Origin of the sequence: Streptococcus sp. CCH5-D3 (assembly GCF_001556435.1) — a bacterium.
GTDB lineage: Bacteria > Bacillota > Bacilli > Lactobacillales > Streptococcaceae > Streptococcus.
Window position 1 is genome coordinate 48,410 of the sequence record NZ_LSIW01000081.1, and the last position, 24,284, is coordinate 72,693.

At 39.2% G+C, this 24,284-nt stretch carries 22 protein-coding genes and 1 tRNA gene; all 23 read right to left on the bottom strand.

Going from position 1 to position 24,284, the window contains the following annotated elements; translation table 11 throughout:
* Position 1 precedes the first annotated feature (1 nt).
* The 23 genes from yabA to AX662_RS05795 all read right to left on the bottom strand — a co-directional run bounded on the left by yabA (position 2) and on the right by AX662_RS05795 (position 24,223).
* Entirely contained in the window at positions 2 to 322 is a 321-nt protein-coding gene (gene yabA / locus AX662_RS05685; RefSeq protein ID WP_002887582.1) for a DNA replication initiation control protein YabA, read from the bottom strand.
* Positions 309 to 1,115, bottom strand: a complete 807-nt coding sequence (ricT, locus tag AX662_RS05690) for a regulatory iron-sulfur-containing complex subunit RicT (protein ID WP_060971874.1) — start codon at positions 1,113 to 1,115, stop codon at positions 309 to 311. Before ricT ends, yabA begins: the two co-directional genes overlap by 14 nt.
* Positions 1,112 to 1,987 carry a DNA polymerase III subunit delta' gene (locus tag AX662_RS05695; RefSeq protein WP_060971875.1) on the bottom strand — a complete coding sequence of 292 codons (876 nt, stop codon included), beginning with the start codon at positions 1,985 to 1,987 and terminating at the stop codon, positions 1,112 to 1,114. The genes ricT and AX662_RS05695 overlap by 4 nt, the downstream gene beginning before the upstream one ends.
* Positions 1,988 to 1,995: 8 nt before the next feature.
* Entirely contained in the window at positions 1,996 to 2,625 is a 630-nt protein-coding gene (tmk, locus tag AX662_RS05700) for a dTMP kinase (protein WP_060971876.1), read from the bottom strand.
* 122 nt (positions 2,626 to 2,747) lie between these two features.
* Positions 2,748 to 2,820, bottom strand: a tRNA-Thr gene (locus AX662_RS05705).
* A 93-nt stretch (positions 2,821 to 2,913) separates the two neighbouring features.
* Positions 2,914 to 4,899: a transketolase gene (gene tkt / locus AX662_RS05710; RefSeq protein WP_060971877.1), complete on the bottom strand. Its 1,986-nt coding sequence runs from the start codon at positions 4,897 to 4,899 to the stop codon at positions 2,914 to 2,916.
* 262 nt (positions 4,900 to 5,161) lie between these two features.
* Positions 5,162 to 5,920 carry a triose-phosphate isomerase gene (gene tpiA / locus AX662_RS05715; protein ID WP_002890214.1) on the bottom strand — a complete coding sequence of 253 codons (759 nt, stop codon included), beginning with the start codon at positions 5,918 to 5,920 and terminating at the stop codon, positions 5,162 to 5,164.
* A gap of 254 nt (positions 5,921 to 6,174) precedes the next feature.
* Positions 6,175 to 7,371 carry an elongation factor Tu gene (gene tuf / locus AX662_RS05720; RefSeq protein WP_002890213.1) on the bottom strand — a complete coding sequence of 399 codons (1,197 nt, stop codon included), beginning with the start codon at positions 7,369 to 7,371 and terminating at the stop codon, positions 6,175 to 6,177.
* 236 nt (positions 7,372 to 7,607) lie between these two features.
* Positions 7,608 to 8,888: a cell division peptidoglycan polymerase FtsW gene (ftsW, locus tag AX662_RS05725; RefSeq protein ID WP_060971878.1), complete on the bottom strand. Its 1,281-nt coding sequence runs from the start codon at positions 8,886 to 8,888 to the stop codon at positions 7,608 to 7,610.
* 258 nt (positions 8,889 to 9,146) lie between these two features.
* Positions 9,147 to 9,563, bottom strand: a complete 417-nt coding sequence (locus tag AX662_RS05730) for a F0F1 ATP synthase subunit epsilon (protein ID WP_002890211.1) — start codon at positions 9,561 to 9,563, stop codon at positions 9,147 to 9,149.
* 12 nt (positions 9,564 to 9,575) lie between these two features.
* Positions 9,576 to 10,982 carry a F0F1 ATP synthase subunit beta gene (gene atpD / locus AX662_RS05735; RefSeq protein WP_002890209.1) on the bottom strand — a complete coding sequence of 469 codons (1,407 nt, stop codon included), beginning with the start codon at positions 10,980 to 10,982 and terminating at the stop codon, positions 9,576 to 9,578.
* 75 nt (positions 10,983 to 11,057) lie between these two features.
* Entirely contained in the window at positions 11,058 to 11,936 is an 879-nt protein-coding gene (locus tag AX662_RS05740) for a F0F1 ATP synthase subunit gamma (protein WP_002886026.1), read from the bottom strand.
* 18 nt (positions 11,937 to 11,954) lie between these two features.
* A complete protein-coding gene (atpA, locus tag AX662_RS05745) occupies positions 11,955 to 13,460 on the bottom strand; it encodes a F0F1 ATP synthase subunit alpha (RefSeq protein WP_014634010.1) in 1,506 nt (501 codons plus the stop codon).
* 15 nt (positions 13,461 to 13,475) lie between these two features.
* Entirely contained in the window at positions 13,476 to 14,012 is a 537-nt protein-coding gene (locus tag AX662_RS05750) for a F0F1 ATP synthase subunit delta (protein WP_002885901.1), read from the bottom strand.
* Positions 14,012 to 14,509, bottom strand: a complete 498-nt coding sequence (gene atpF / locus AX662_RS05755; RefSeq protein ID WP_002886161.1) for a F0F1 ATP synthase subunit B — start codon at positions 14,507 to 14,509, stop codon at positions 14,012 to 14,014. The genes AX662_RS05750 and atpF overlap by 1 nt, the downstream gene beginning before the upstream one ends.
* 20 nt (positions 14,510 to 14,529) lie before the next feature.
* A complete protein-coding gene (gene atpB, locus AX662_RS05760) occupies positions 14,530 to 15,237 on the bottom strand; it encodes a F0F1 ATP synthase subunit A (protein ID WP_002890198.1) in 708 nt (235 codons plus the stop codon).
* A 32-nt stretch (positions 15,238 to 15,269) separates the two neighbouring features.
* On the bottom strand, positions 15,270 to 15,467 hold the full coding sequence (locus AX662_RS05765) for a F0F1 ATP synthase subunit C (protein ID WP_002886037.1): 198 nt from the start codon (positions 15,465 to 15,467) through the stop codon (positions 15,270 to 15,272).
* A 510-nt stretch (positions 15,468 to 15,977) separates the two neighbouring features.
* Complete coding sequence (locus AX662_RS05770; RefSeq protein ID WP_059749092.1) at positions 15,978 to 18,389, bottom strand: hypothetical protein; 2,412 nt, start codon at positions 18,387 to 18,389, stop codon at positions 15,978 to 15,980.
* Between the two features lie 71 nt (positions 18,390 to 18,460).
* Positions 18,461 to 21,112, bottom strand: coding sequence for a valine--tRNA ligase (locus tag AX662_RS05775; RefSeq protein ID WP_060971879.1), 2,652 nt, complete (start codon positions 21,110 to 21,112; stop codon positions 18,461 to 18,463).
* Between the two features lie 13 nt (positions 21,113 to 21,125).
* The gene (locus tag AX662_RS05780) at positions 21,126 to 22,322 is read right to left on the bottom strand and encodes a hypothetical protein (RefSeq protein WP_229040643.1); all 1,197 of its coding nucleotides are present in this window, start codon (positions 22,320 to 22,322) and stop codon (positions 21,126 to 21,128) included.
* Positions 22,323 to 22,389: 67 nt separating this feature from the next.
* Entirely contained in the window at positions 22,390 to 22,953 is a 564-nt protein-coding gene (locus tag AX662_RS05785) for a GNAT family N-acetyltransferase (protein ID WP_060971881.1), read from the bottom strand.
* Complete coding sequence (locus AX662_RS05790) at positions 22,940 to 23,518, bottom strand: flavin reductase family protein (RefSeq protein WP_060971882.1); 579 nt, start codon at positions 23,516 to 23,518, stop codon at positions 22,940 to 22,942. The genes AX662_RS05785 and AX662_RS05790 overlap by 14 nt, the downstream gene beginning before the upstream one ends.
* Before the next feature lie 501 nt (positions 23,519 to 24,019).
* Positions 24,020 to 24,223 carry a hypothetical protein gene (locus AX662_RS05795; protein WP_037604154.1) on the bottom strand — a complete coding sequence of 68 codons (204 nt, stop codon included), beginning with the start codon at positions 24,221 to 24,223 and terminating at the stop codon, positions 24,020 to 24,022.
* Between the last annotated feature and the right edge of the window lie 61 nt (positions 24,224 to 24,284).

A 24,284-nucleotide genomic window follows, 5' to 3' on the forward strand; every position in this document is an offset into this window, starting at 1 on the left:
TTTAGTCTCCGTACAACAATTCTGCACAGAAGCCACAAGCTTCATTATTATCACGACGTTGGCCATAAAAATCTGGACAAATATGGAATCCATCATCATAAATAGCCTCGAGGTTCACCTTACCATGAGACATTTTAGTCCCTGTCTCCTCTTGAACCACTTGACTCAAGTGCTCACGCAACTTGTCGTTTTCCAACTTGAGGGCCGTATTCTCATCAAGAATCCCTGAGAAGTTCGCCTTAATTGCTTCCACTTCTGCCAACATCGACATCAAATTTTGTGATAATTCCTCGAATTTATCATACAATTCACGCTTTTCCATTTAGCTGAACTTCCTCCACTCCATAAGTTAGGGGCGCACGCCCTTTTTCAAATACAACCTTAATAGTCCCTGCAATTACATCAATGGCAACGACCTGACCTGTGCCATCCTTGGTTTCAATGTCATCACCCAAGTCAGGATAACTAGCCTTGCTATCTCGGTAAAAGTCATCTTCATAACTGAGACAACACATAAGTCGACCACAGACCCCATTCATCTTACCAGAATTCAAAGATAAACTCTGATTTTTAGCCATCTTAATCGATACTGGTGGGAATTCACCCAAAAAACTAGAACAACAAAGTGCTCGGCCACAAGGTCCTAGGCCACCATAAATCTTTGATTCCTCACGACTCGAAATTTGGCGCAACTCAATACGTGTCTTAAAGTAAGAAGCCAAATCTTTGAGCAATTGACGAAAATCTACCCGTTTTTCAGCAACAAAACTGATTAGCACATAAGAGCAGTTTAGCGGAAAGACAATGTCAACCACCTTCATTTCTAGCTGATTTTGAGTAATTAAATCAGCTACTACTCCCATACTCTTTTCAGCCTTCAAAAGATTTTCATCATATCTAGCGAAATCTTTCTCTCCTGCCAATCCTTCAACCCGATTCAAATCCGCAGGCAAACTAACCTCAGGAAAATCTGTGTTTTCCATGACAACCTGGGCTAGGCGTTTATCTTTTTTCTCCAAAACGACTACAAAGTCATCTTTGGCATAATTTTTATCAGGAACAACATATTCTACTGCTCCAGTTTCTTCAAATTTTATTCCAATGACTTCTGTCATGATAATACCATATACTCCATCGCATTTTGAAAGCTGACATTAGCTAGCCACATTTTTCGTGCCTCATAAACTAAGCCTAACCATCGTCTTACTTGTGGATTTTGTATATCCTTCCCCAATTGATAAGTTAAAAAAGCCCAGACCATCTCTTGTTCCGACTTTTCACTACACTGGACAGCCAGTTTTGCAACATCCAAATAAAGCAGGTCCTGATTAGATAGCAGGGACTGTGTGAAACGCTCTACTGTATTAATCAGATCAAGAATCCTATTATCCTTAGCTAAGTCTAAAGCCTGAACATCATCTTTGGCAAAATCCGCCAACACTTTGGCTTGTGTCAACAACAAGCCTTCCTTCTGCAGCAATTCTTCCAGATAAGCCCGATTCTTAGGAAAATAAAAGAGTTGAGCTCGACTTTTAATCGTCGGTAACATACGACTATCATCAGCTGTCAAAAGAAAAATATAAATCTGACTTTGAGGTTCTTCAATAAACTTTAATAGACTATTGGCAGCATTGACATGCATCTTATCTGCATCACGAATGATAAACACCTGAGCCTGCCCCTCAAAACTCGATTGACTAAACTCTCTGGTCAACTGACGAATCGTGTCCGTCTTAATAATCTGTCCTTGTGGCTCTACTAATTTAACATCAGAAAAGTCCCCCTGTGCAATCAAGCGACAGGGACGACAATGACCACAAGGTAGACTATTCTCAGGAGTCACACAAAATCGACTCTGTGCTAGCCAAATAGCCATGTCGAGACTTCCAAAATCACCCGAAAACAAATAAGCATGACTCAAACGATTTTCCCTGATAATTTGTGAAAACTCTTCAAATAGTTTGCTTTGACTTTCAGCTAACTTCATCTTGCTCCTTATAAATAGCCTTTAATTACTTTCCAAGCGTCCTCTACAACATCTTCAAAAGCCTGTGAGGCATCGATTAGCTTGATACGTTCTGGTTCAGCCTGTGCTAAATCTAAATAACCTTGACGTACACGCTGATGCAAGTCAAGCTTCTCTAAATCCAACCGATTGACTTCACGTTCACCGCTGGCTGCAATGCGGGCCAAACCAGTCTCAGAATCCACATCAAACAATAGAGTCACATCAGGTTTATGCCCATCAGTCGCATAGGCATTTAACCAGGCAATCTCATCCTGATTCAAGCCACGACCAGTACCTTGATAAGCAACTGATGAATCAATAAAACGATCCATGATGACCATGTTGCCTTTTTCAAGCTCTGGTAAGACCTTCTCAACCAGATGTTGACGGCGAGCCGCAATATAGAGCAAGAGCTCTGTCTTAGCATCCATAGCCGTATTATCCACATCCAAAATAACCTCACGGATTTGCTCTGCAATAGCTACTCCTCCTGGTTCACGTGTCGTCACAACCTGAGCTGGATAAACCTCTCTTAAACGTGGTAAAAGAGCCTCCAAAACTGTAGTCTTTCCAGCACCATCTGGCCCTTCGATTGAGATTAATAACCCTTTTGACATGATACTTCCTTTATTTTTTTTCATCTTCTATTTTATCAAATTTTAGCTTAAAAGAACAATCAAGGACAAAAGAAAACAGAGGTTTCTAAAAAACCCTGTTTCTATCTGAATACCTCTGACCATGCCGATTGCAGGTTTCGAACCTGTGACCTACGCGTTACGAGTGCGTTGCTCTACCAACTGAGCTAAATCGGCTGACACAGTCATTCTAACACTATGCCCTAAAAAGTCAAGTTCTGTATAACATTTACAAAAAAAGAACTTGGACTAACCAAGCTCTTTCTTTTCTTACAATGATTTGTAAAGTTGACTGGCATTTTCAACAGTGAAACCATATTCTTTAAAGATACGGTCACCAGGTGCTGAGGCGCCCCAAGTATCAATAGTAAGTGTTTTACCTGCAAGACCAACGTATTTGCCCCAACCAAAGCTAGTTCCAGCTTCGATAGCCAAACGTTTTGTCACAGCTGCTGGAAGAACTTCTTCTTTATATGCAGCATCTTGTTCATCAAAGAGATTTTGTGATGGCATTGAAACAACACGGACATGCACGCCTTCAGCTTCAAGAGCTGCTTGAGTATCAAGAGCCAATTTCACTTCAGAACCAGTCGCAATGATGATACCATCAAGATCACCTTTAGCTTCTGAGATGATGTAAGCCCCTTTATTAACACCAGCTTCAGCATTTTCAGCTGTACCGTCAAGGACTGGCAAGTTTTGACGTGTCAAAACTAGCATTGTTGGACGTTCAGTCTCAGCCAAGGCACGTTTCCACGCAGCATTAGTTTCATTACCATCTGCAGGACGGATAACGTTAAGATTAGGCATTGAACGCACACTTGCCAATTGTTCGATTGGTTCGTGAGTAGGTCCATCTTCACCAACTGCTACTGAGTCGTGTGTCATAACATAAGTTACTGGCAAGTTTTGAAGAGCTGCCATACGTACTGCTGGAAGCAAGTAGTTTGAGAAGACGAAGAAAGTACCACCATAAACACGAGTACCACCATGAAGAGCAATACCATTCATAGCTGCTGCCATAGCAAACTCACGTACACCAAACCAAATATTACGTCCAGCATAGTTATCTGCTTGGAAATCAGACTCAGCCTTAACCATAGTATTGTTAGAAGCTGAAAGGTCTGCTGAACCTCCCCAGAATGAAGGAACTTGTTCAGAAATCTGTTGGATAGCTTGTTGACTTGATACACGGCTAGCTACTGCTGAACCCAATTCATGAGCATTCAAGTTAACGTGTACAGGTTCATTTGCAAAGGCAGCCTTGTATTCAGTAGCCAATTCTGGGTAAGCAGTTTCATATTCTGCAAATTTAGTTTGCCAAGCATTTTCAGCAGCTTCACCACGGAATTTAATACCAACTTCAAAACGACGAGCAACTTCATCTGGAACTGTAAATGCCGGTGCATCATAACCGTAAACACCTTTTGCGTGATCAATGCCATCTTGACCAATTGGAGCACCGTGGACAGCTGATGTTCCTTGCCCTTCAGCTCCATAACCAATGATTGTCTTAACTTCAATGATAGATGGTTTATCTGTCTCAGCCTTAGCTTCTTCGATGGCTTTAGCAATAGCTTCCAAATCATTACCATCTTTGACAAGAATGTGTTGCCAACCATAAGCTTCAAACTTAGCCTTAACATCTTCTGTGAAAGCCATTGAAGTTGGTCCATCAAGTGAGATATCATTTGAATCGTAAAGAAGTACCAACTTACCAAGTTTAAGGTGACCAGCAAGACTGGCAGCTTCTTGAGAAACACCTTCCATCAAACAACCATCGCCATGTAGGGCATAAGTATAATGGTCAACAATATCAAAACCAGGTTTGTTGAATTTAGCAGCCAAATGCGCTTCAGTCATGGCCATACCAACAGCATTAGCAATCCCTTGACCAAGAGGACCTGATGTTGCTTCAACACCATCAGTATGGTTAACTTCAGGGTGACCTGGAGTCTTAGAACCCCATTGACGGAAATTCTTCAAGTCATCCATTGTTACATCATAGCCAGAAAGGTGCAATAGACTATAAAGCAAGGCAGAACCATGACCAGCAGAAAGAACAAAACGGTCACGGTTTGTCCAGTTACGGCTAGTCTTTGGATTAACATTCATCACATGGTTCCAAAGCACATAAGCCATTGGCGCTGCACCCATAGGAAGACCTGGGTGCCCAGAATTCGCGGCTTGAATTGCCTCGATCGAAAGCGAACGAATAGTGCTGACCGCCATTTGGTCAATTGCATCAAAAGTCATGATTCTAACTCTCCTTTTTTGGAAAAAAATGCGGAGCATACAGACTATTAGCGTCTGAGCTCTAGTTATACTATTTTAATTATAGCATATTATCTATCTCTTTGGGCAATCCAATTCTATTTGTGAAACCCTAAACCTATAAAATACAGTACCTAAAGCGTTCGTTTTTACAAACCAATAGCATTTGTCTTATCCCAAGCAATCATTAAATCTATTCATCAAAAAACAAAAAAGCCGAGGGAAACCCCGACTTTATGTAAAATTATTTAACGAAGTCAAGCAATGCCAAGAAGCTTTCAGCTTCAAGTGATGCACCACCAACAAGAGCTCCGTCAACGTCTGGACAAGCCATGTATTCAGCAACGTTTTCAGGTTTAACTGATCCACCGTATTGAACACGTACTTTGTCAGCAACTTCTTGACCAAAGTCAGCAGCCACAACGTCACGAACAACTTTACACATTTTTTGTGCGTCGTCTTGTGAAGCTGATTTACCAGTACCGATAGCCCAGATTGGTTCGTATGCGATTACTGTTGAAGCTACTTGTTCTGCAGTCAATCCAGCAAGAGCAGCTGAAACTTGAGCACCTACGAATTCTGCTGCTTTACCAGCTTCGTAAGTTTCAAGTGATTCACCACAACAGATGATTGGAAGCATACCATTAGCAAAGATTGCTTTTGCTTTTTTGTTGATGTCTTCATCAGTTTCGTGGAAGTAGTCACGACGTTCTGAGTGACCGATAACAACGTAGTCAGTACCGATTTCTTTCAAAACTTGTGGGCTAGTTTCACCAGTGAAGGCACCAGCATTTTCAAAGTAAGTGTTTTGTGCAGCAACTTTAAGGTTTGAACCTTTAGCAGCAGCAAGTACAGCTGTCAAGTCAACTGCAGGAGCTGCGATACCAGCTTCAACAAGATCTGATGAAGGAAGTTTTGATGCTACAGCTTCAACGAATGCTTTTGCTTCTTCTGGATTTTTGTTCATTTTCCAGTTACCAGCGATAAATGGTTTACGTGACATTTCACATACCTCTTCTTTTATTTATTTACTCGTTTATTTTATCACAAATCCCTTACTATTACTAGGATTTTAGGAAAATTCCGAAAACTCGACTTGCTTTATGACTTTTTTTCACTATCAAAACTTAGCTTAAGCACCTTAAACAGTTTAAAAGTATAGAATCACAAGTATTTTTAAACACCAAAAAGAGCCGAGTAAACTCGACTCTCTCAATTATTGTCTGACGAATAATTGTATTGGGAACTTAATATTAATTAAGCTTCGATTTCAGATACGATACCTGAACCAACAGTACGTCCACCTTCACGGATAGAGAATGTTGTACCTTGTTCAACGGCGATTGGGTGGATCAACTCAACGTCGATAGTCACGTTATCACCAGGCATAACCATTTCAGTACCTGCAGGAAGTTCGATTGAACCTGTTACGTCAGTTGTACGGAAGTAGAACTGTGGACGGTAGTTGTTGAAGAATGGAGTGTGACGTCCACCTTCTTCTTTAGAAAGGATGTAAACTTCACCTTTGAATTTAGTGTGTGGGTTGATTGAACCAGGTGCAGCCAATACTTGACCACGTTCGATTTCATCACGTTGGATACCACGAAGAAGGACACCGACGTTATCTCCGGCAATACCTTCATCAAGTTGTTTACGGAACATTTCAACACCAGTAACAACTGCTTTTTGGATTTCTTCTTTAAGACCAACGATTTCAACTTCGTCATTGACACGAACAACACCACGGTCGATACGTCCTGAAGCAACAGTACCACGACCAGTGATTGAGAATACGTCTTCGACTGGAAGCAACAATGGTTTGTCAGTGTCACGTTCTGGTTCTGGAATGTATTCGTCAACAGTGTTCATCAAGTCCATGATGATATCTTCGTATTTAGAATCACCTTCAAGAGCTTTAAGAGCTGAACCTTGGATAACTGGAATGTCATCACCTGGGAAATCGTATTCTGAAAGAAGGTCACGGATTTCCATTTCAACCAATTCAAGCAATTCTTCATCGTCAACCAAGTCAACTTTGTTCATGAAGACGATAAGGTGTTTAACACCAACCTGACGTGAAAGAAGGATGTGCTCACGAGTTTGTGGCATTGGTCCGTCAGTAGATGCTACTACAAGGATAGCACCGTCCATTTGAGCGGCACCAGTGATCATGTTTTTAACGTAGTCCGCGTGTCCTGGCGCGTCGATGTGAGCGTAGTGACGTTTTTCAGTTTCATACTCAACGTGTGCAGTGTTGATTGTGATACCGCGTTCACGTTCTTCTGGAGCAGCGTCGATTGAAGCGTAGTCTTTTGGTGTGTTAACTGCGCTAGGAAGACGACGAGCCAATACAGTTGTGATTGCAGCTGTCAAAGTAGTTTTACCGTGGTCAACGTGTCCGATTGTACCAATGTTAACGTGTGGTTTACTACGATCGTATTTTTCTTTTGCCATTTAGGAAAAGCCTCCAATAAAATATATTTTATAGATAGACAGTAGGCAATACAGTCTAACTTTACTCTACTATTCTATCAAAATGTCATAGAATTGCAAGTATTTTATATAGTTTTCAGTTTTTCTTTAGAGTAATTACAAATATTCCTTTCAATAATTCTATTTCTAGTGCTCCTATTAGCTTTCACTATCTTCATACTGCTGCCTAACACCATCTAACGAAAAAAGAAGCCGTATTAACGACTTCTTCTTAAAGGTACGATTTTTTCATCTTGGCTTTCTAATTCTTGAGTCTGAGACAATTCTTCCTCAATCGCTTGAACAATATTATCACGCTTTTCATTAGCAGCGATGTTCAAGACAAAGGCTATCCCAACTGAAGTCACTAAAAGAGAGTTACCTCCTTGCGAAAGGAAGGGGAAGGTAACCCCTGTTGATGGAATCAGCCCTGAGATTCCTCCGATGTTAACGAAGACCTGCATTAGCATTAAGGCACCTACACCCAATGCCATCATAGAGTTAAAAGGATTTCGTGCCTTAACTCCCACAATCATAACACGAAGAATGAGGAAAAAGAGAAGGGCCAGAATCAAGCCAGCTCCGATAAGACCTAACTCTTCAATTACAATTGAAAACACAAAGTCTGTTGTAGCTTCTGGGAGATAGCCAGTTTTCTCAATCGAATTTCCAAGTCCAAGACCGAACCAGCCCCCATTACTCATAGCATAGTAAGAATGAGATAGCTGGAGACCAGATCCAGTCAAATCCTTGAACGGATTAAAATATGCTGCGAAACGCTTGGCAACATAACCGAAGATAGGTACCTTAGCCATGGTTTGAACCCCAACCAAGGCAATTAAACCAAGGAAGGCTGATGAAATCCCTACAATGCCGGCAAATAAGGCCGTGAACCAACGGTAGCCAACACCAGAAATTGAAAACATAACTACCGTAGTCAATACAATGATAGCCGCATTACCCAAGTCAGGTTGGATAGCAACCAAACCAATCATTACAAGCAAATAAACACGCCAGTCATTAAGTTCCTTACCATTCCTAGGAATCCATCTATTCTTCGTCAAAGCTTGGTAGTCATAACGTTCTATAGCAGACTGTTTTTTTGAAAAAGTGTGTGCCAAAAACCAGACAACAATGATCTTAAGGTACTCCGCTGGTTGGAAAGACAAGGGACCAAGCACAATCCAACCATTGGCACCATTAATTTCCCTAGTGAAAAACTTAGCAATGACCAAAAGTAAAATCTCAAAGGCAATAACACCACCCAAAAGCTTATCTTTCCTGAGAAAGTTCAATTTCAGTCGGTAGATGAAAAAAATAGAGAACAAGGATAGCAACCAAAAGGCCCCTTGGTTCATAACAGATGCGAAGGGATTGGCTCCAAAGGCTACTAAACGAGCACTCGTTGTTGAATACACTACTATTAAACCAACTATGGATAAGATTAAATAAGGTATCAAGATGGTGTAATCTAAAAGATGCTTCTTTTCAATTTTCATATCTTTAAAAAACTCATACTTTCTATTACGTTACTCTACATTTTCTCTTAAAATATAAAGCTAACAGCTTATATTATAACACTTTGATACCTTAAACTAAAGCAAAAGCTAAATTAACCGTTTTCAGGACTGGAAATCTGATTTTTTATCTTACCTTCAGATAGGTTTTACAATGAGCTTTCTTTGATAACTTTGCTACTTCTCATGTTTTCTTTTACGACAAATAAAAAACGGGACCAAAGTCTCGTTTTTTTTGTCTTATTTTGTACCGACACTGATACGATTAAGTGCTCGACGGAGAGCAACCTGAGCACGTTGAACTTCATCAATACGGTCAGATTTAGTTGCTTCTTCCAAGTCACGTTCGGCACGTTGCTTGGCACGTTCGGCACGAGAAACGTCAATGTCGCGTTCACGTTCTGCTGAATCGGCAACGATAGTAATAAAATCATCTTTAACTTCGATGATACCACCGTTTACGGCAATCCAATCGACGTGACTCTCGTCATCCACACGACGAACCTTGAGTTCATCCACTTCAAGTGGCGCAATCAAGTTAATATGGCCTGGCAAGATACCAATTTGACCATCTTTAGTAACCGCGTGGATAAAGCTGGCATGGTGGTCGTATTTCAGACCATCCGGAGTTACCACTTGTACGGTCATTTGTGCCATATCTTCACCTCATTAGTAGCCCATAGCCTTAGCTTTAGCTACTACATCCTCAATTGGACCTACGCTACGGAAGGCATCTTCTGGAAGATTATCATATTTACCTTCAAGGATTTCTTTAAAGCTACGAACGGTTTCAGCAACTGGAACATAAGAACCTGGTTGACCTGTAAACTGTTCAGCAACGTTAAAGTTTTGTGACAAGAAGAATTGGATACGACGAGCACGTCCAACCAATGTTTTTTCTTCGTCTGACAATTCATCCATACCAAGGATAGCGATAATATCTTGCAATTCACGGTAACGTTGAAGCACACGTTGAACTTCAGTCGCAACAGCATAGTGTTCTTCACCAACAATTTCAGGTGAAAGGGCACGTGAGCTTGATGCCAATGGGTCAACGGCTGGGTAAATACCCATTTGTGTCAACTTACGTTCAAGGTTGGTTGTTGAATCCAAGTGAGCAAATGCTGTAGCTGGCGCTGGGTCAGTATAGTCATCGGCTGGAACGTAGATGGCTTGGATTGATGTAACAGAACCTTTTTTAGTTGATGTGATACGTTCTTGCAATTGACCCATTTCAGTAGCAAGTGTAGGTTGGTAACCAACGGCTGATGGCATACGACCAAGAAGGGCAGAAACCTCAGAACCTGCTTGAGTGAAACGGAAGATGTTATCGATGAAGAGAAGCACGTCTTGACCTTCGACATCACGGAAGTATTCCGCAATTGTCAAACCAGTAAGAGCAACACGCATACGTGCTCCAGGTGGTTCGTTCATTTGACCGAAGACCATGGCTGTTTTCTCAATAACGCCAGATTCTTTCATTTCCCAGTAAAGGTCATTACCTTCACGTGTACGTTCACCAACACCTGTAAACACGGAAATACCACCGTGCTCTTGGGCAATGTTGTGAATCAACTCTTGAATAAGAACGGTTTTACCAACACCGGCACCACCAAAGAGTCCGACTTTACCACCTTTAAGGTAAGGGGCAAGCAAGTCGATAACTTTAATCCCTGTTTCAAGGATTTCAGTAGATGTTGACAATTCATCGAAGGTTGGTGCTTTTTTGTGAATTGGTTCACGCTCTGCATCTTCTGCAAAAGGTGCTTCCAAGTCAATGGTATCACCAAGAACGTTAAAGACACGTCCAAGGGTATCTTTACCAACAGGAACGCTGATTGGACGACCAGTGTCCAGAACTTCTAGTCCACGAGTCAATCCATCAGTAGATTCCATGGCAATGGTACGAACCACACCTTCTCCAAGTTCAAGAGCTACTTCGAGCACGATACGTTTAGACTTTTGTTCGTCAGTATAAACGACCAATGCATTGTTAATCTCAGGGAGTTTATCACCAGCTGCAAACGCTACGTCTACAACAGGACCAACAACCTGAGCAATTTTGCCTGAGCTCATTGTTTTCTCCTTATGATAGTTTTTTGGATGACAATCATCCCTTTTTCATGTGTGTCTAATTAAGACAAATCTCTGCTATTCAAGTGCACTTGCACCACCAACAATTTCAGTAATTTCCTGAGTGATGGCAGCTTGACGCGCACGGTTATATTGGATTGTCAAATCGTTAATCACATTCTTAGCATTATCAGTGGCTGTCTGCATTGCAGTCATACCCGCTGCGTGCTCAGCTGTTTTGGCATCTACGATAGCACCGTAGATAAGACTCTCCGCATATTGTGGTAAGAGTTGATCCAAAATAGTGTCACGATCTGGTTCCAATTCAAACTTGGTCAACACATGACCTTCTGATTCATTGGGATCCAAATCAGCGATAGGAAGCATTTGTTCCACACGAACTTCGCTAGACAAACTGTTAACATGGTGGTTATAGCACACATAGAGTTCATCAAAAAGTTCATTTTGATACATTCCTACAGCTTTAGAAATGATTTTTCCGACTTGTTCAAAACTAGGTTGATCTTCAAGGCCACGAAGTTCAAAAGCAACATTCATGTTACGAGCCTTGAAGAAATCTGAACCCGTTCCACCAATAGAAATGATAGCATATTCATCTTCAGAATCATGGTCACGTTTAATCATGTCCAACACAGCTTTAAGAATTGTTGAGTTGTAACCTCCAACAAGTCCTTTATCTGAAGTAATGACAATGTAACCTGTCTTACGAACTGGGCGTGCATCCAACATTGGATTTGACGAACCATTAATCAATTCTGAATGTAGAAGATCTGTTGTGATCTGTCTAATTTTTGAGGCATAGATTTGGAAATCTTTAGCAGCTTGCTCAGAACGTGTCAATTTTGAGGCAGAAACCATTTGCATGGCTCCTGTGATTTGACTCGTTTTCTTAGTTGAAGCAATTTTTGCTTGGATTTCTCTTAGAGAGCCTGCCATATGCTGTCCTCCCTATTTCTATTTGTATTCTGACTGATCTTTGAAAGCTTGGATAGCTTCATTAAGTACAGATTCCTCAGGAAGATCCTTAGTTGTACGAATAGTTTCAAAGATATCCTCATGGTGACTATCAAAGTAGTCATAGAGTGCTTCTTCAAAATCCAAGATTTGATCAACCGGAACACTATCCAAGAAACCGTGTGTCAAAGCGTAAAGGATAACAACTTGTTTCTCAACTGGAAGTGGTTTATGAAGCGGTTGTTTCAAAACTTCGATTGTACGACGACCACGGTTCAATTTCGCTTGAGTCGCAGCATCCAAATCTGAGCCAAATTGCGTAAAGGCTTCAAGTTCACGATATGAAGCCAAGTCAAGACGAAGTGTACCAGCAACCTTCTTCATCGCTTTAATTTGCGCTGATCCACCTACACGTGATACGGAAGAACCTGCATCAATGGCTGGACGAATACCTGAGTTAAACAAGTTTTCTTGCAAGAAGATTTGTCCATCTGTGATTGAGATAACGTTTGTTGCGATATAAGCTGAGATATCTCCGGCTTGCGTTTGGATGATTGGCAAGGCAGTAATTGAACCACCACCAAGATCATCTGAAACTTTAGCTGAGCGTTCCAAAAGACGTGAGTGGAGATAGAAGACATCCCCTGGGTAGGCTTCACGACCTGGTGGACGACGGAGAAGCAATGAAAGTTCACGGTAGGCCACGGCTTGTTTAGACAAATCATCATAAACAATCAAAACGTGTTTTCCGTTATACATGAACTCTTCAGCCATTGCAACACCAGCGTAAGGTGCGATGTAAAGCAATGGTGATGGTTGTGATGCTGAGGCAGTCACAACGATTGTGTAATCAAGAGCACCATGTTTACGGAGAGTTTCTACTTGTGTACGAACTGTTGATTCTTTTTGACCAATAGCCACATAAATACAGATCATATCTTGACCTTTTTGGTTCAAGATAGCATCAATGGCTACTGAAGTTTTACCAGTTTGGCGGTCTCCGATGACCAATTCACGTTGACCACGTCCAATTGGAACCAAGGCATCAATGGCCTTAAGACCAGTTTGCAATGGCTCAGAAACTGATTTACGTTGCATAACACCTGGAGCAGGTGTTTCAACTGGACGGAAACCTGTTGTTTCGATGTCACCAAGACCATCAACTGGTTGCCCAAGTGGGTTTACTACACGACCAATAAGGGCTTCACCAACTGGAACTTCCATGATTTTTCCAGTACGTTTAACAATATCGCCTTCACGAATTGCTACGAAATCCCCCAAGATAATGATACCGACATCATTAGATTCAAGGTTTTGGGCCATACCATAGGCACCATTTTCAAATTCGAGCAACTCACCACTCATGGCATTATCAAGACCACGAGCACGTGCGATACCGTCACCGATATAGGTAACGACACCAGTTTCAGTGACGTCAAAGTTTGGCTGGAAGTTTTCAATTTGCTTTTTAATTAAAGCGCTAATTTCTTGTGCGTTAATTGCCAAAAGTCACACCACTTTCTATTTCAAATTCGTTTTAAAGGTTTGCAATTGACTGCGAATTGACGTGTCAACAACCTTATTTTTTGCTTTGATGACGAATCCTCCGATGAGGTCCTCATCAATTTTTTCTACTAAACGACGTGTCTTAATCTCAAATTTTTGTGAAACAATCGCCAAAAGTCGGGCTTTTTGTTCCTCAGACAAGGGACTTGCTGATGTCACTGTAACATCGTAAGTATTGTCTTCTTGATCAAAGAGCTCAAGGACCAATTTCAACACATCATAGAGAATGTTGGCACGGTCATTGAGTAAGATTACCTCAAGAAAATTGTTCATATACACTGAACAAGACTCTTGAAACAAGCTCAAACTTTCTTTTTTAGCTTCACTTGTCACATTTTCCTGCGACAAGAAGGTTTTTAGATTTGTTTCAGCAAAAACTGTTAGGATTTGCCTTACTTCTTCTTGGATTGTTGACACGGCGTCTTGTTCAAAAGCGACTTCTACCAGGCTTCTGGCATACTGCTCAACAAGAGCTTGTGTTTTCTTATCCATTAAGCATCTCCTAATTGATCAAGATAGCTATCAATCAAGTCAGATTGCGCTTTAGCATCAAGGTTTTGTTTCATAACTTTTTCCGCCAAAAGGACAGTTAAGTCTGCAACTTCACCTTTAACGCCAGCAAGTGCTTCCACACGGCTTTGGGCGATGTCTTGATTTGCTTTTTCTTTCAAGCGTTTAGCTTCATCATGTGCTTCTGCAATGATTTTTGATTCTTGAGTTTTACCAGTTTCCTTGGCCCCATCAATAATCTGAGCTGCCTCAGTGCGAGCACCAGCCAACTCATCTTGACGTTTTTGTGCCAAGCTTTCTGCTTCTTGACGAGCATTTTCAGCACTATCAATATCTGTGGCAATTTTCTTTTCACGAGCAGCAAAGATTCCTGTAATTTGATCCCATGCGAATTTACGGATGAGGTAATACAAGAGAAAAACTGAGCCGAGTGTGATAATGATATTACCAAGTGTCGTACTATTAATCAGTAATGACATTTCATTTCTCCCTTTCTTAATTATTCTTCGTTGACTTTATCACCAATATAGTTTGAACTTAGGATAATAAAGACATAGGCTTGGATAAAGCCGATAAAGGCTGAAAAGGCAACCCAGACAAGGTTCAAAGCAAAGGATACAGGTGCTGCAAAAGCAGACCAGGTCACCAATTGAAGAATCAAGCCAGTAAGTACCTCACCAGAATAAATGTTACCAAACAAACGCAAGGCCAATGAAGCAAGGTTGGTTAATTGTTCCAAAATGTTCATTGGGAGCATAGCTGGGTATGGTGAAAGGTAGCCCTTTAGATAGCCTTTAAACCCTTTTTTACGGATCCCCTCAATATGACTAATGAGGGTAATAATCAAAGAAAGAGTGATAGTAACACCGAAGTTCGATGTTGGAGAAGTCCAAAAATTGTAATGCTCACTTTTTACAGACACAAGCAAACCTAAGTTGTTCGCTGTAAAAACAAAGGTGAAAATTACAAACAAGAGCAAACTATAATTCTTCGTGAATTTTCCAAGATTTTGAGAAATGGTACTGTTCACAAACTCATAGATGAACTCAAGCACATTTTGTTTTCCCTTTGGTTTAATGGTCATCTTACGACTTGACCAAAAAACCACTCCAAAAACGATAATTACTGTCAAGAGAGACATGGCAAGGACAGTCAAGTCAAAATCAATCCCAAATAATGAGACGGTTGGATTACTTGTAGTTTCCACTGCTCATCCCTCCTTCATCTTTTATTTGTCTATTAGACAATGTAGCTAAGGGCAAACAATACGAAGAAGGTACCTTCGATAAAGGCAACACCAGTAAACATCAATGTTTGAAGTTTGCTAAACATCTCAGGTTGGCGAGCTGCAGCTTTAGCGATATTGGCAACGAGGATACCCTCACCAAGAGATACACCCATAACGGCCAAACCGAGGGCTAAGATAGTTAGATTCATAGTAGAATTCTCCTTTTTATTTATTTTTACCCTGCTATTTTAGTCCTATTTTCCACGAAAGTCAATGAATTGACGGTTTTTTAGACGTTTTCACTGACTTTGCCTAACGTTTTCATTTTACTTACACAAGCGTTTACTTTTAATGAAAAACTTTCTGCTTATTTCATAAAAACAAGCCTAACCTTGTGAGATTAGACTTGTTTGGGAGATTTATGAAAAAAGAAAGATACACTGTCTGACTTAAAACCAGAACATGTGAGCGCTACCGAACGACGTTCAGTAATACTTATTAGGATGGTCATAGTATAGCTTGGGTTGCTTAAAGAAAGCTGAAGGGAAGATATTTTATTTATTTTTTACTTGGTTAGATATTCCAGTCAGAATTTCAGAGCGTCAATATATTTTTTTCAGAGCAGCAACAAGTTCCCAGTCTTTTAGATTTGTAAAATAGTCAAATTAATACATATATTACTTGAATCTTGATCCCAATCTCTTGAATTTCCTTGTACATTAAAAGAAATATCGTATAGTCTCTAATGCCTTTCTATACTCTCTTACGTTGACAAAAACTTTATTTAATTCTCCATTAGTAACCAGCTGTTCATTTTCAAAAAGTTCAATTGCTTTTTTTATAGTTCTATGCATTGTACCATTCTTAAATATGTTACAAATTTCTTGATTAATATTTACAATTGATTTGTAATAGTCTTTATGGTCACGTAAATATTCCCCAGATTTTCCACTTAAACCATTCAATTCACCCAATATTAATAATTTACTTATTAATTTGTAAGCATTAATTTCCAAAGATGCCTCTTCCTTATCCTGCACACGACTTTTTTTACTGTCTATAATTCCTATATCATAAATTGAAACTGGATGTATAAAATTTAATCTCTTATATTGAATATCAGAAATTTCATCAAGTTCAATTATATAGGAATTTGTTTTATACAACAGGTCATATTTTCTAAGTTTTATTGATAAAGAATTATCATAACTATCTTTTAATAAAATATATGATGATAGCCCACTATTGTTTCTCAATATTCTTACTAGTGAACTTGCCACTGCTTCAATTGGTATATTCAAAGAATCAATAATACGGTCGATTTCTCTATTACTTCTGTAAACATCCTCTTCCCTGTTCAATTTATACATTAAGAATAATATTTTAAAAAGAGAATTCATGGACTCAAATAGATATTGATTATAATTTTCTATAATATGTTTTAAAATAACACCAGAGTATAACGAACTATTTTCTTGATCAATAATCAACTCACTAGAATAGTATGAAAAACTAATATCTTTACTAACCAAACTTCTAAAGAATTTAGCCCAGTCAATATACTCAACCAGTACTTCCCATTTATGTTCTTCAATTTCAAAAAAATATCTTTCTAAAATTCCATCGTCTTTGAAAGTTAAGAGTTCTCTTGTACTTCTTAAAGTTTCTTCAACGATATTCTTAAAGTACTTCTCGCTCTTCTCTGATTTAATAATGTCAAATTTGACATCAAATAAATATTTTAATACGCTATCATCAGATAACACATACTTTTGGGGATTACTTCTATTTAAACCTCTCAGGGGTAATTGAGTCATTTCATTATATTTCAATAATTCTTCATTACAAACTTTGTTTATTTTAAGAATATGTTCAAAAACATTAATATCTTCATCCAAAGATTTAATTAGAACTGCATAACTACGAGACTCTAATTCTAAATGTCTTATATACTCCCACTTACCATAAATAAAACTCTTAAAAAAAGAAAAAAAAGCTAAGTAAAACATACTTAAATCACTATTATTCAGTTCAAAATATCTATCTCTGCAATTTTTTTCATCATAGTGAAACCTCGACTTTACAAAATTTATTATTTTAATATAAATGGAAAGAGATAAACTATCTAGCTTTGAATAAATCGAGCCATATAAATTTTTTTCATTAAATCGTTCTACCTTTAAAAAAACATACAAATACTCTTTAATATTTTCATTATCTAAATTACAAAGTTCTTTAGTAAGTTTATTTCTTATGCTTTTATCTATATATGTGCTACGTCGTTTGAAACCGGACCAAAAAAACTCAATGTATTCTTCTTGGATGTTCCTTGACATATTAATTTTTAAGTTATCATCTTGACTATTTTTTATCAATAAAGCCACTCGAATTATATAGAGACTCCTTTGAAGAAGAAAAATATAAATAATTAATAAGAAAAAATACCCAGACTGCCATAGAATTGAAAGTTCTTTATCAAGGCCAAAATCTAACTTTACAATAATAGGTATTAAAACCATAGAAAAAAGAATACATATGAAAATTTTAGTTTGGGTAATATGATACCAGATTGACTTTTTTATTAGATAGTTAGTCTTGCTCCTTCCTAAGTACTTATCGGAAGAAAAATCGCTTGTTAGGTACTGTAAAAATCCAATATAAATTCCATACATACTTAAAATGGCGACTACAAATCCTAGAATCTCTATACTACTTCTAGTACTCAGATTGATTACTCCAATTGGAATCTTAAAATCAAACAATAACCTTCCATTATTTATCTGAATCCACACTATGAAAAAAAATAATATTCCAAATATAAACTCTAACAGTTCTTCATTAGATTCATCTTTTAAACGCTCATGGATATAGGTAAAAATTCTAACAGTATTTTGGGGTAAAATCTGCTTTAACCCCTTATATATATAGGGAATCGACATGATTACAAAATAAACAAATACTATCCATTGTATAAACGAATCTAAAAACACTAACTTTGAGTAAGCTATCTGACCTGATAAATAGATAAAATAAAAAAACACGATTATATCATGGAACTGAAAATAATTCTCCTTTGATTTGCCTATTAGCCATAAAAATATAATAAAAAATAAAACAATTAACTCAACCATACACCCTCCAATATAACTTTTATGCTACTCATTATACCAAAAAAACACGGCAAACCACCGTGTCTCTTTGTTTATTTCACCAATTTCTTCATCTCATCAATACGTGCTACGGTCGCGTCGTATTTGGCTTGGTAGTCGGCTTGTTTGTCGCGTTCTTTTTGGACAACTTCTGGTTTGGCATTGGCTACGAAACGTTCGTTAGAGAGTTTCTTGCCTACCATATCCAGTTCTTTTTGCCATTTGGCTAATTCTTTTTCAAGACGAGCCAATTCTTCTTCAACATTAAGAAGGTCAGCAAGTGGCAAATAGATTTCTGCGCCTGTGATGATGCTTGACATAACCAAGTCAGGTACTTCGACATCTGCTGCAATTTCCAAATGTTCTGGGTTTGTGAAGCGTTTGATGTAGTTGACATTATCATTAAAGAAAGCATCGAGCTTGCTGTCGCTTGTCTTGATCAAGATAGTGATTGGTTTACTTGGCGCTACGTTCACTTCTGCACGTGAGTTACGAACGGAGCGAATCACATCTTTAAGAGCTTCGACGCCAGCTGCCGCTTCTTCGTTTTCAAATTCTGGACGAACCACTGGGTATTCCGCAGTCACGATTGTTCCTTCAGAGATTTGACCGTAGATTTCTTCAGTTACGAATGGCATGATTGGGTGAAGGAGACGCAAGATTTGGTCCAAAGTGTAAAGTAGGACAGAACGAGTGATGACTTTTTCGTCCTCGTTATCGCTGTAAAGCACTTCCTTGGTCAACTCAACATACCAGTCCGCAAACTCATCCCAGATGAAGTTGTAGAGGATGTGACCAGCCACACCAAATTCGAACTTATCAAAGTTTTCAGTGACTTTTCCGATGGTTTCATTGAGGTTGTGGAGAATCCAACGGTCTGTCACGTTACCTGCTTGACCAGCAGCGACTTTAGCCACATTTTCACGCGCTACATCCAAGGTCAATCCTTCATTGTTCATGAGGATATAGCGAGAGATGTTCCAAATCTTGTTAATGAAGTTCCAAGACGCATCCATTTTCTCATAAGAGAAGCGCACGTCTTGCCCTGGTGCAGAACCGTTTGAAAGGAACCAACGGAGAGCATCAGCACCATATTTCTCGATCACATCCATTGGGTCAATACCGTTACCGAGTGACTTAGACATCTTACGTCCTTGCTCGTCACGGATCAAACCATGGATCAAGACGTTCTTAAATGGTTGGCGTCCTGTGAATTCCAATGATTGGAAGATCATACGAGACACCCAGAAGAAGATGATATCGTAACCTGTTACCAAGGTTGAAGTTGGGAAGTAACGTTTGAAGTCTTCTGCTTCCACATCAGGCCAACCCATAGTTGAGAATGGCCAAAGGGCAGAACTGAACCAAGTGTCCAAGACGTCTTCATCCTGTTTCCATCCGTCATCTTCTGGAGCTTCTTCACCGACGTACATTTCACCCTCAGCATTGTACCAAGCTGGGATTTGGTGACCCCACCAGAGCTGACGAGAAATAACCCAATCGTGGACATTTTCCATCCATTGAAGGAAGGTATCGTTGAAACGAGGTGGGTAGAAATCAACCTTGTCGTCTGTGTCTTGGTTTGCGATAGCATTTTTCGCCAATTGGTCCATCTTAACAAACCATTGTGTTGACAAACGTGGCTCAACAGGCACACCTGTACGCTCTGAGTGACCAACCGAGTGAGTCATTTTCTCAATTTCAACAAGGGCACCGATTTCTTCCAATTTCTTAACAACAGCCTTACGTGCTTCAAAGCGGTCCATTCCGTTGAACTCACCAGCCAATTCATTCATAGTACCATCATCGTTCATGACATTGACTTGTGGCAAGTTATGACGTTGACCAACCAAAAAGTCATTAGGGTCATGGGCAGGTGTGATTTTAACCACACCAGTACCAAACTCAGGGTCTGCGTGTTCGTCCCCAACGATTGGGATTGGCTTGTTCAAGATTGGCAAGATAACATTTTTACCAATCAAATCTTTATAACGGTCATCGTTTGGGTTAACCGCTACGGCAGTATCCCCAAACATGGTTTCAGGACGTGTTGTTGCCACTTCAAGGGCACGTGAACCGTCTTCCAACATGTAGTCCATGTGGTAGAAGGCACCTTCCACATCCTTGTGAATAACCTCGATATCAGAAAGGGCTGTACGAGCTTTTGGATCCCAGTTGATGATAAATTCACCACGGTAAATCCAGCCCTTTTTGTAAAGTTCTACAAAGACTTTACGAACGGCTTTTGAAAGACCTTCATCAAGGGTGAAACGCTCACGAGAGTAGTCTACAGAGAGTCCCATCTTACCCCATTGTTGCTTGATAGTTGAGGCATACTCGTCTTTCCATTCCCAAACTTTATCAAGGAATTTTTCACGACCAAGGTCATAACGAGAAATGCCATCTTCAGCCAAACGTGCTTCAACCTTAGCTTGAGTGGCAATACCTGCGTGGTCCATACCAGGAAGCCAAAGCGTATCGAAACCTTGCATACGTTTTTGACGGATGATGATATCTTGAAGAGTTGTATCCCAAGCGTGACCAAGGTGAAGTTTACCAGTTACGTTTGGTGGTGGAATAACGATAGAATAGGGCTTAGCCTTTTGATCGCCTGAAGGCTTGAAAACATCTTCGTCAAGCCATTTTTGGTAACGACCAGCCTCAACCTCGGCTGGATTGTATTTAGGTGAAAGTTCTTTAGACATGTGTGTTCTCCTTTTATTCTGTTAAATAATAATATTTGCCGTCTTTTGATATTATTTTAGTTTCTTTTTCGAGTAAATTCTCAGTTGTATTTTTTATCTCAAGTGAATTATCTAATTGTTTATAAATTTGTGTGATTACAGAATTAGGTATTTCATTATATTTCCAATCATTGACAATCATTCCAGGAATTTCGAATAATAATCCTTCCCAACCTTGCTTAGCATATCTCTTATTATCCAAATCAAGTGCAAATGTTTTGATGCTCTCATCATGCCATTGATTTAATAAATTTCTAGCATCAGTAGATTGTTCAATATAAATGTTATATAAAGAATAACAATGATCAGAAGATACGGTACCCTTGTTTAATAGATAAATTAACCTTCCAATTTCTTCTAAAATCGAGAGCAAGTATTGTTGAAAGCTAATTAATTTATCAACTTCCTTGATACTCTCTTTATACTTATCAAATTCATTGTTATGACCTTTAGAAACAATATTTTCTATCGTTAAATTGACTTGCTGTAATAATTCAACTGCATCATCTCTATATCGACTTAAGTCATCTAGAGAACGCTTTCTCAATTCATCATTTTCAATGATTTCGATATTAAATTTGGATACGTTACCAACTTTTCCTATTAAAGCTATTATTCTAGCTTTAAATTCAGTCTGTTGAAAATCATATATTTTATCGATTCCTTCTTGCATTTCGGTCATTTTAGTATCAATTTGAGCCATATAATATTGACCTACAACCATGGAGGAAATATTCATTACATCAGCTACTGTATTTGATATAGCTGTTAAATTTTCAACATCCATTGGTATAAGATTGGCTTGACCAGCAAGTTTATTATTTATGGTGTAACCACCACGAAAAGCTCCAAGAACTTCTTTAGAATCGTAAAGTTTTGCTTCAGGTGGGATAACTACTTGATAAATATTACCTTCTTTGACTTTATTTAATAACTCTTCAATAGGTTTGTTTTTGACATGATTGGTGAAGTTTTGAACGATTTGAGGCACAAGAGCATCTAATTTCGCTACAACATTTCCATCTGAAATCTCATGAATAGGTTTTTCATCAAGATTAATCTCTGTAGGTAAGAACTCAATTTTAGGCATTAGAGCTAAAAATTCCTCGTTTATTGGAGATACTTCATAATCAGTATTTGGGATAATTTCATTAGAATAACTAATATCCAACTTTTTCTTTTTTCTTTTTTATAAAAGTAAAAAATTAGAAGTATAAGCAATAAGATAACAAACCATTTCATTTCTCCACCTCCCACTCACTCTTCAGCAAGCCATATATGAGACTGTCACAACGGTTGCCTTGAGCATCTTTGCGATCCCTTATGCGAGCTTCAAGAGTGAAACCGAGTTTTTCAGCGACACGTTGACTTTGGACATTGTAGCTAAAACAAGTCAATTCAATCTTGTGAAGCTCCAATTCTTTAAAAGCCAGATTAATCAAGGTACGTGCTGCTTCTGGTACATAACCTCGTCCCCAATGGTCTGGGTGCAAGGTATAGCCAATCTCATGTACATCATCTTCGTGGCGATGGTTGAAATCAACAGATCCGATAACTTTATCAGTCCCTTTGACCAAAATTCCATAGCCTGCTGGGAGATTGTCCTTTTGATTGCGCTCGGGGAGGAGATGTTCTAAATAATAGATTTCCTCTTCGAGGGTCTTAACAGGTGGGAAACCTGCTGGGTAGGAGACTTCTGGACGACTGGCAAAACCAAAGATATCCTCAGCATCCGCCACTGTACGGACTCGCAAGACCAGTCGCTCCGTTTCGATTCGTTCTGGCAACTCAGCTCTTTTCATCCCTCTTCCTCGCTTTCTTGATGAAGCTTCCCATGGGGTCGACTCGATCATCTAGATAGCGATAGACACGCTTATGACCATCTCCCATAAAGTAAGTCGGTGCAAAGCGGTCATTTTTAAAATGGCCCTTGTCATCCAAGAGTTCTGGGTCAGCCAGTCGTTCAATAATCTTAGCAAAGATATGACAGATACCATCTTCCTCAATAATTCTGTCGACCTCACAATCCAGAACGACTGGACAGGCATCCAGGATAGGTGCTTGTGTCAAATCAGAAGGTTGAAAATCTATGCCGAGTTTAGCAATCTTTTCACGATGACTAATAAAACCAGCCTGCTCCATCTCAAGCATTAAACTCTCATCAGGAATATTCACTGTGAACTTCTGATAATGTTTAATCTGGTCTGCCGCATTTTCCTCACTACCGACCCCTATAACGAGCCAATCTCCTAGACTATAAGAAGAACTACAAGTCGTCACATTATAGCCATAGGTCTGGTCCTTGTAACCCAAGATAAAAATGGGAAAACCATAGTACAATTTACTGGTCTCAAAAGATTGCTTCATGTCACCCTCCTCTGATAGGAACGTAGACCTCGCTTGCGCTCCGTCTGCATCGATATCTCTAAATTCACCTGTGACCTTCGGTCTTGGTTCTTTAAAAGCTATAGAAAATCCCTGCCATAACTATGACAGGGACGAATGTGTATCCGCGGTACCACCCAATTTTGAGTGGCAACCACTCACAGCTTTCTTGATTCAATTTGACCATCAGCAACCAGCTTTGACATTTGTGCGGATTTCTCAGTACCACCGCTTCCTGTGACAAATGGGCTTCAAAGCACCTCTGAATAGTCTTATTTTATCACAATTTTAAGACCAAGACAAATGAAATTATAAGGAGACATTGAGATAAGAAACCCAAAAGGTATCAAATCTCGATTGGACTAATAATGTGATCATAAAGCTTAAAGGAGAACTTCTAAACTCCGAACTTATCGTGTGAAAGGAAGATAGAAAAATGTGTCCTCACAAGAAAAATCCCTGTCTTCCGACAAGGATTTCATCTTATTTATCTCCCTTAGCTCTTTCTTCTTTTAGCCATTTTTCATAGCTTTCGAGTAGATTGATAGCCATTTGGGTTGCCAAGGCTAGTGAGAAGGCTTCTGTACCTTCAGTTGTTTCGTCTTGGACTTCCAATTTACTTTCTTCGTAAATGGCTTTGAGAGCCTTATTGCTAAGCGTGTCTTTAAATGCTTGGAATTCTTTCATGGTCAAAGCCTCCTTGATTCTACGGCAACATCTACAGCTACTGCTACTGTTACCGTTTTCA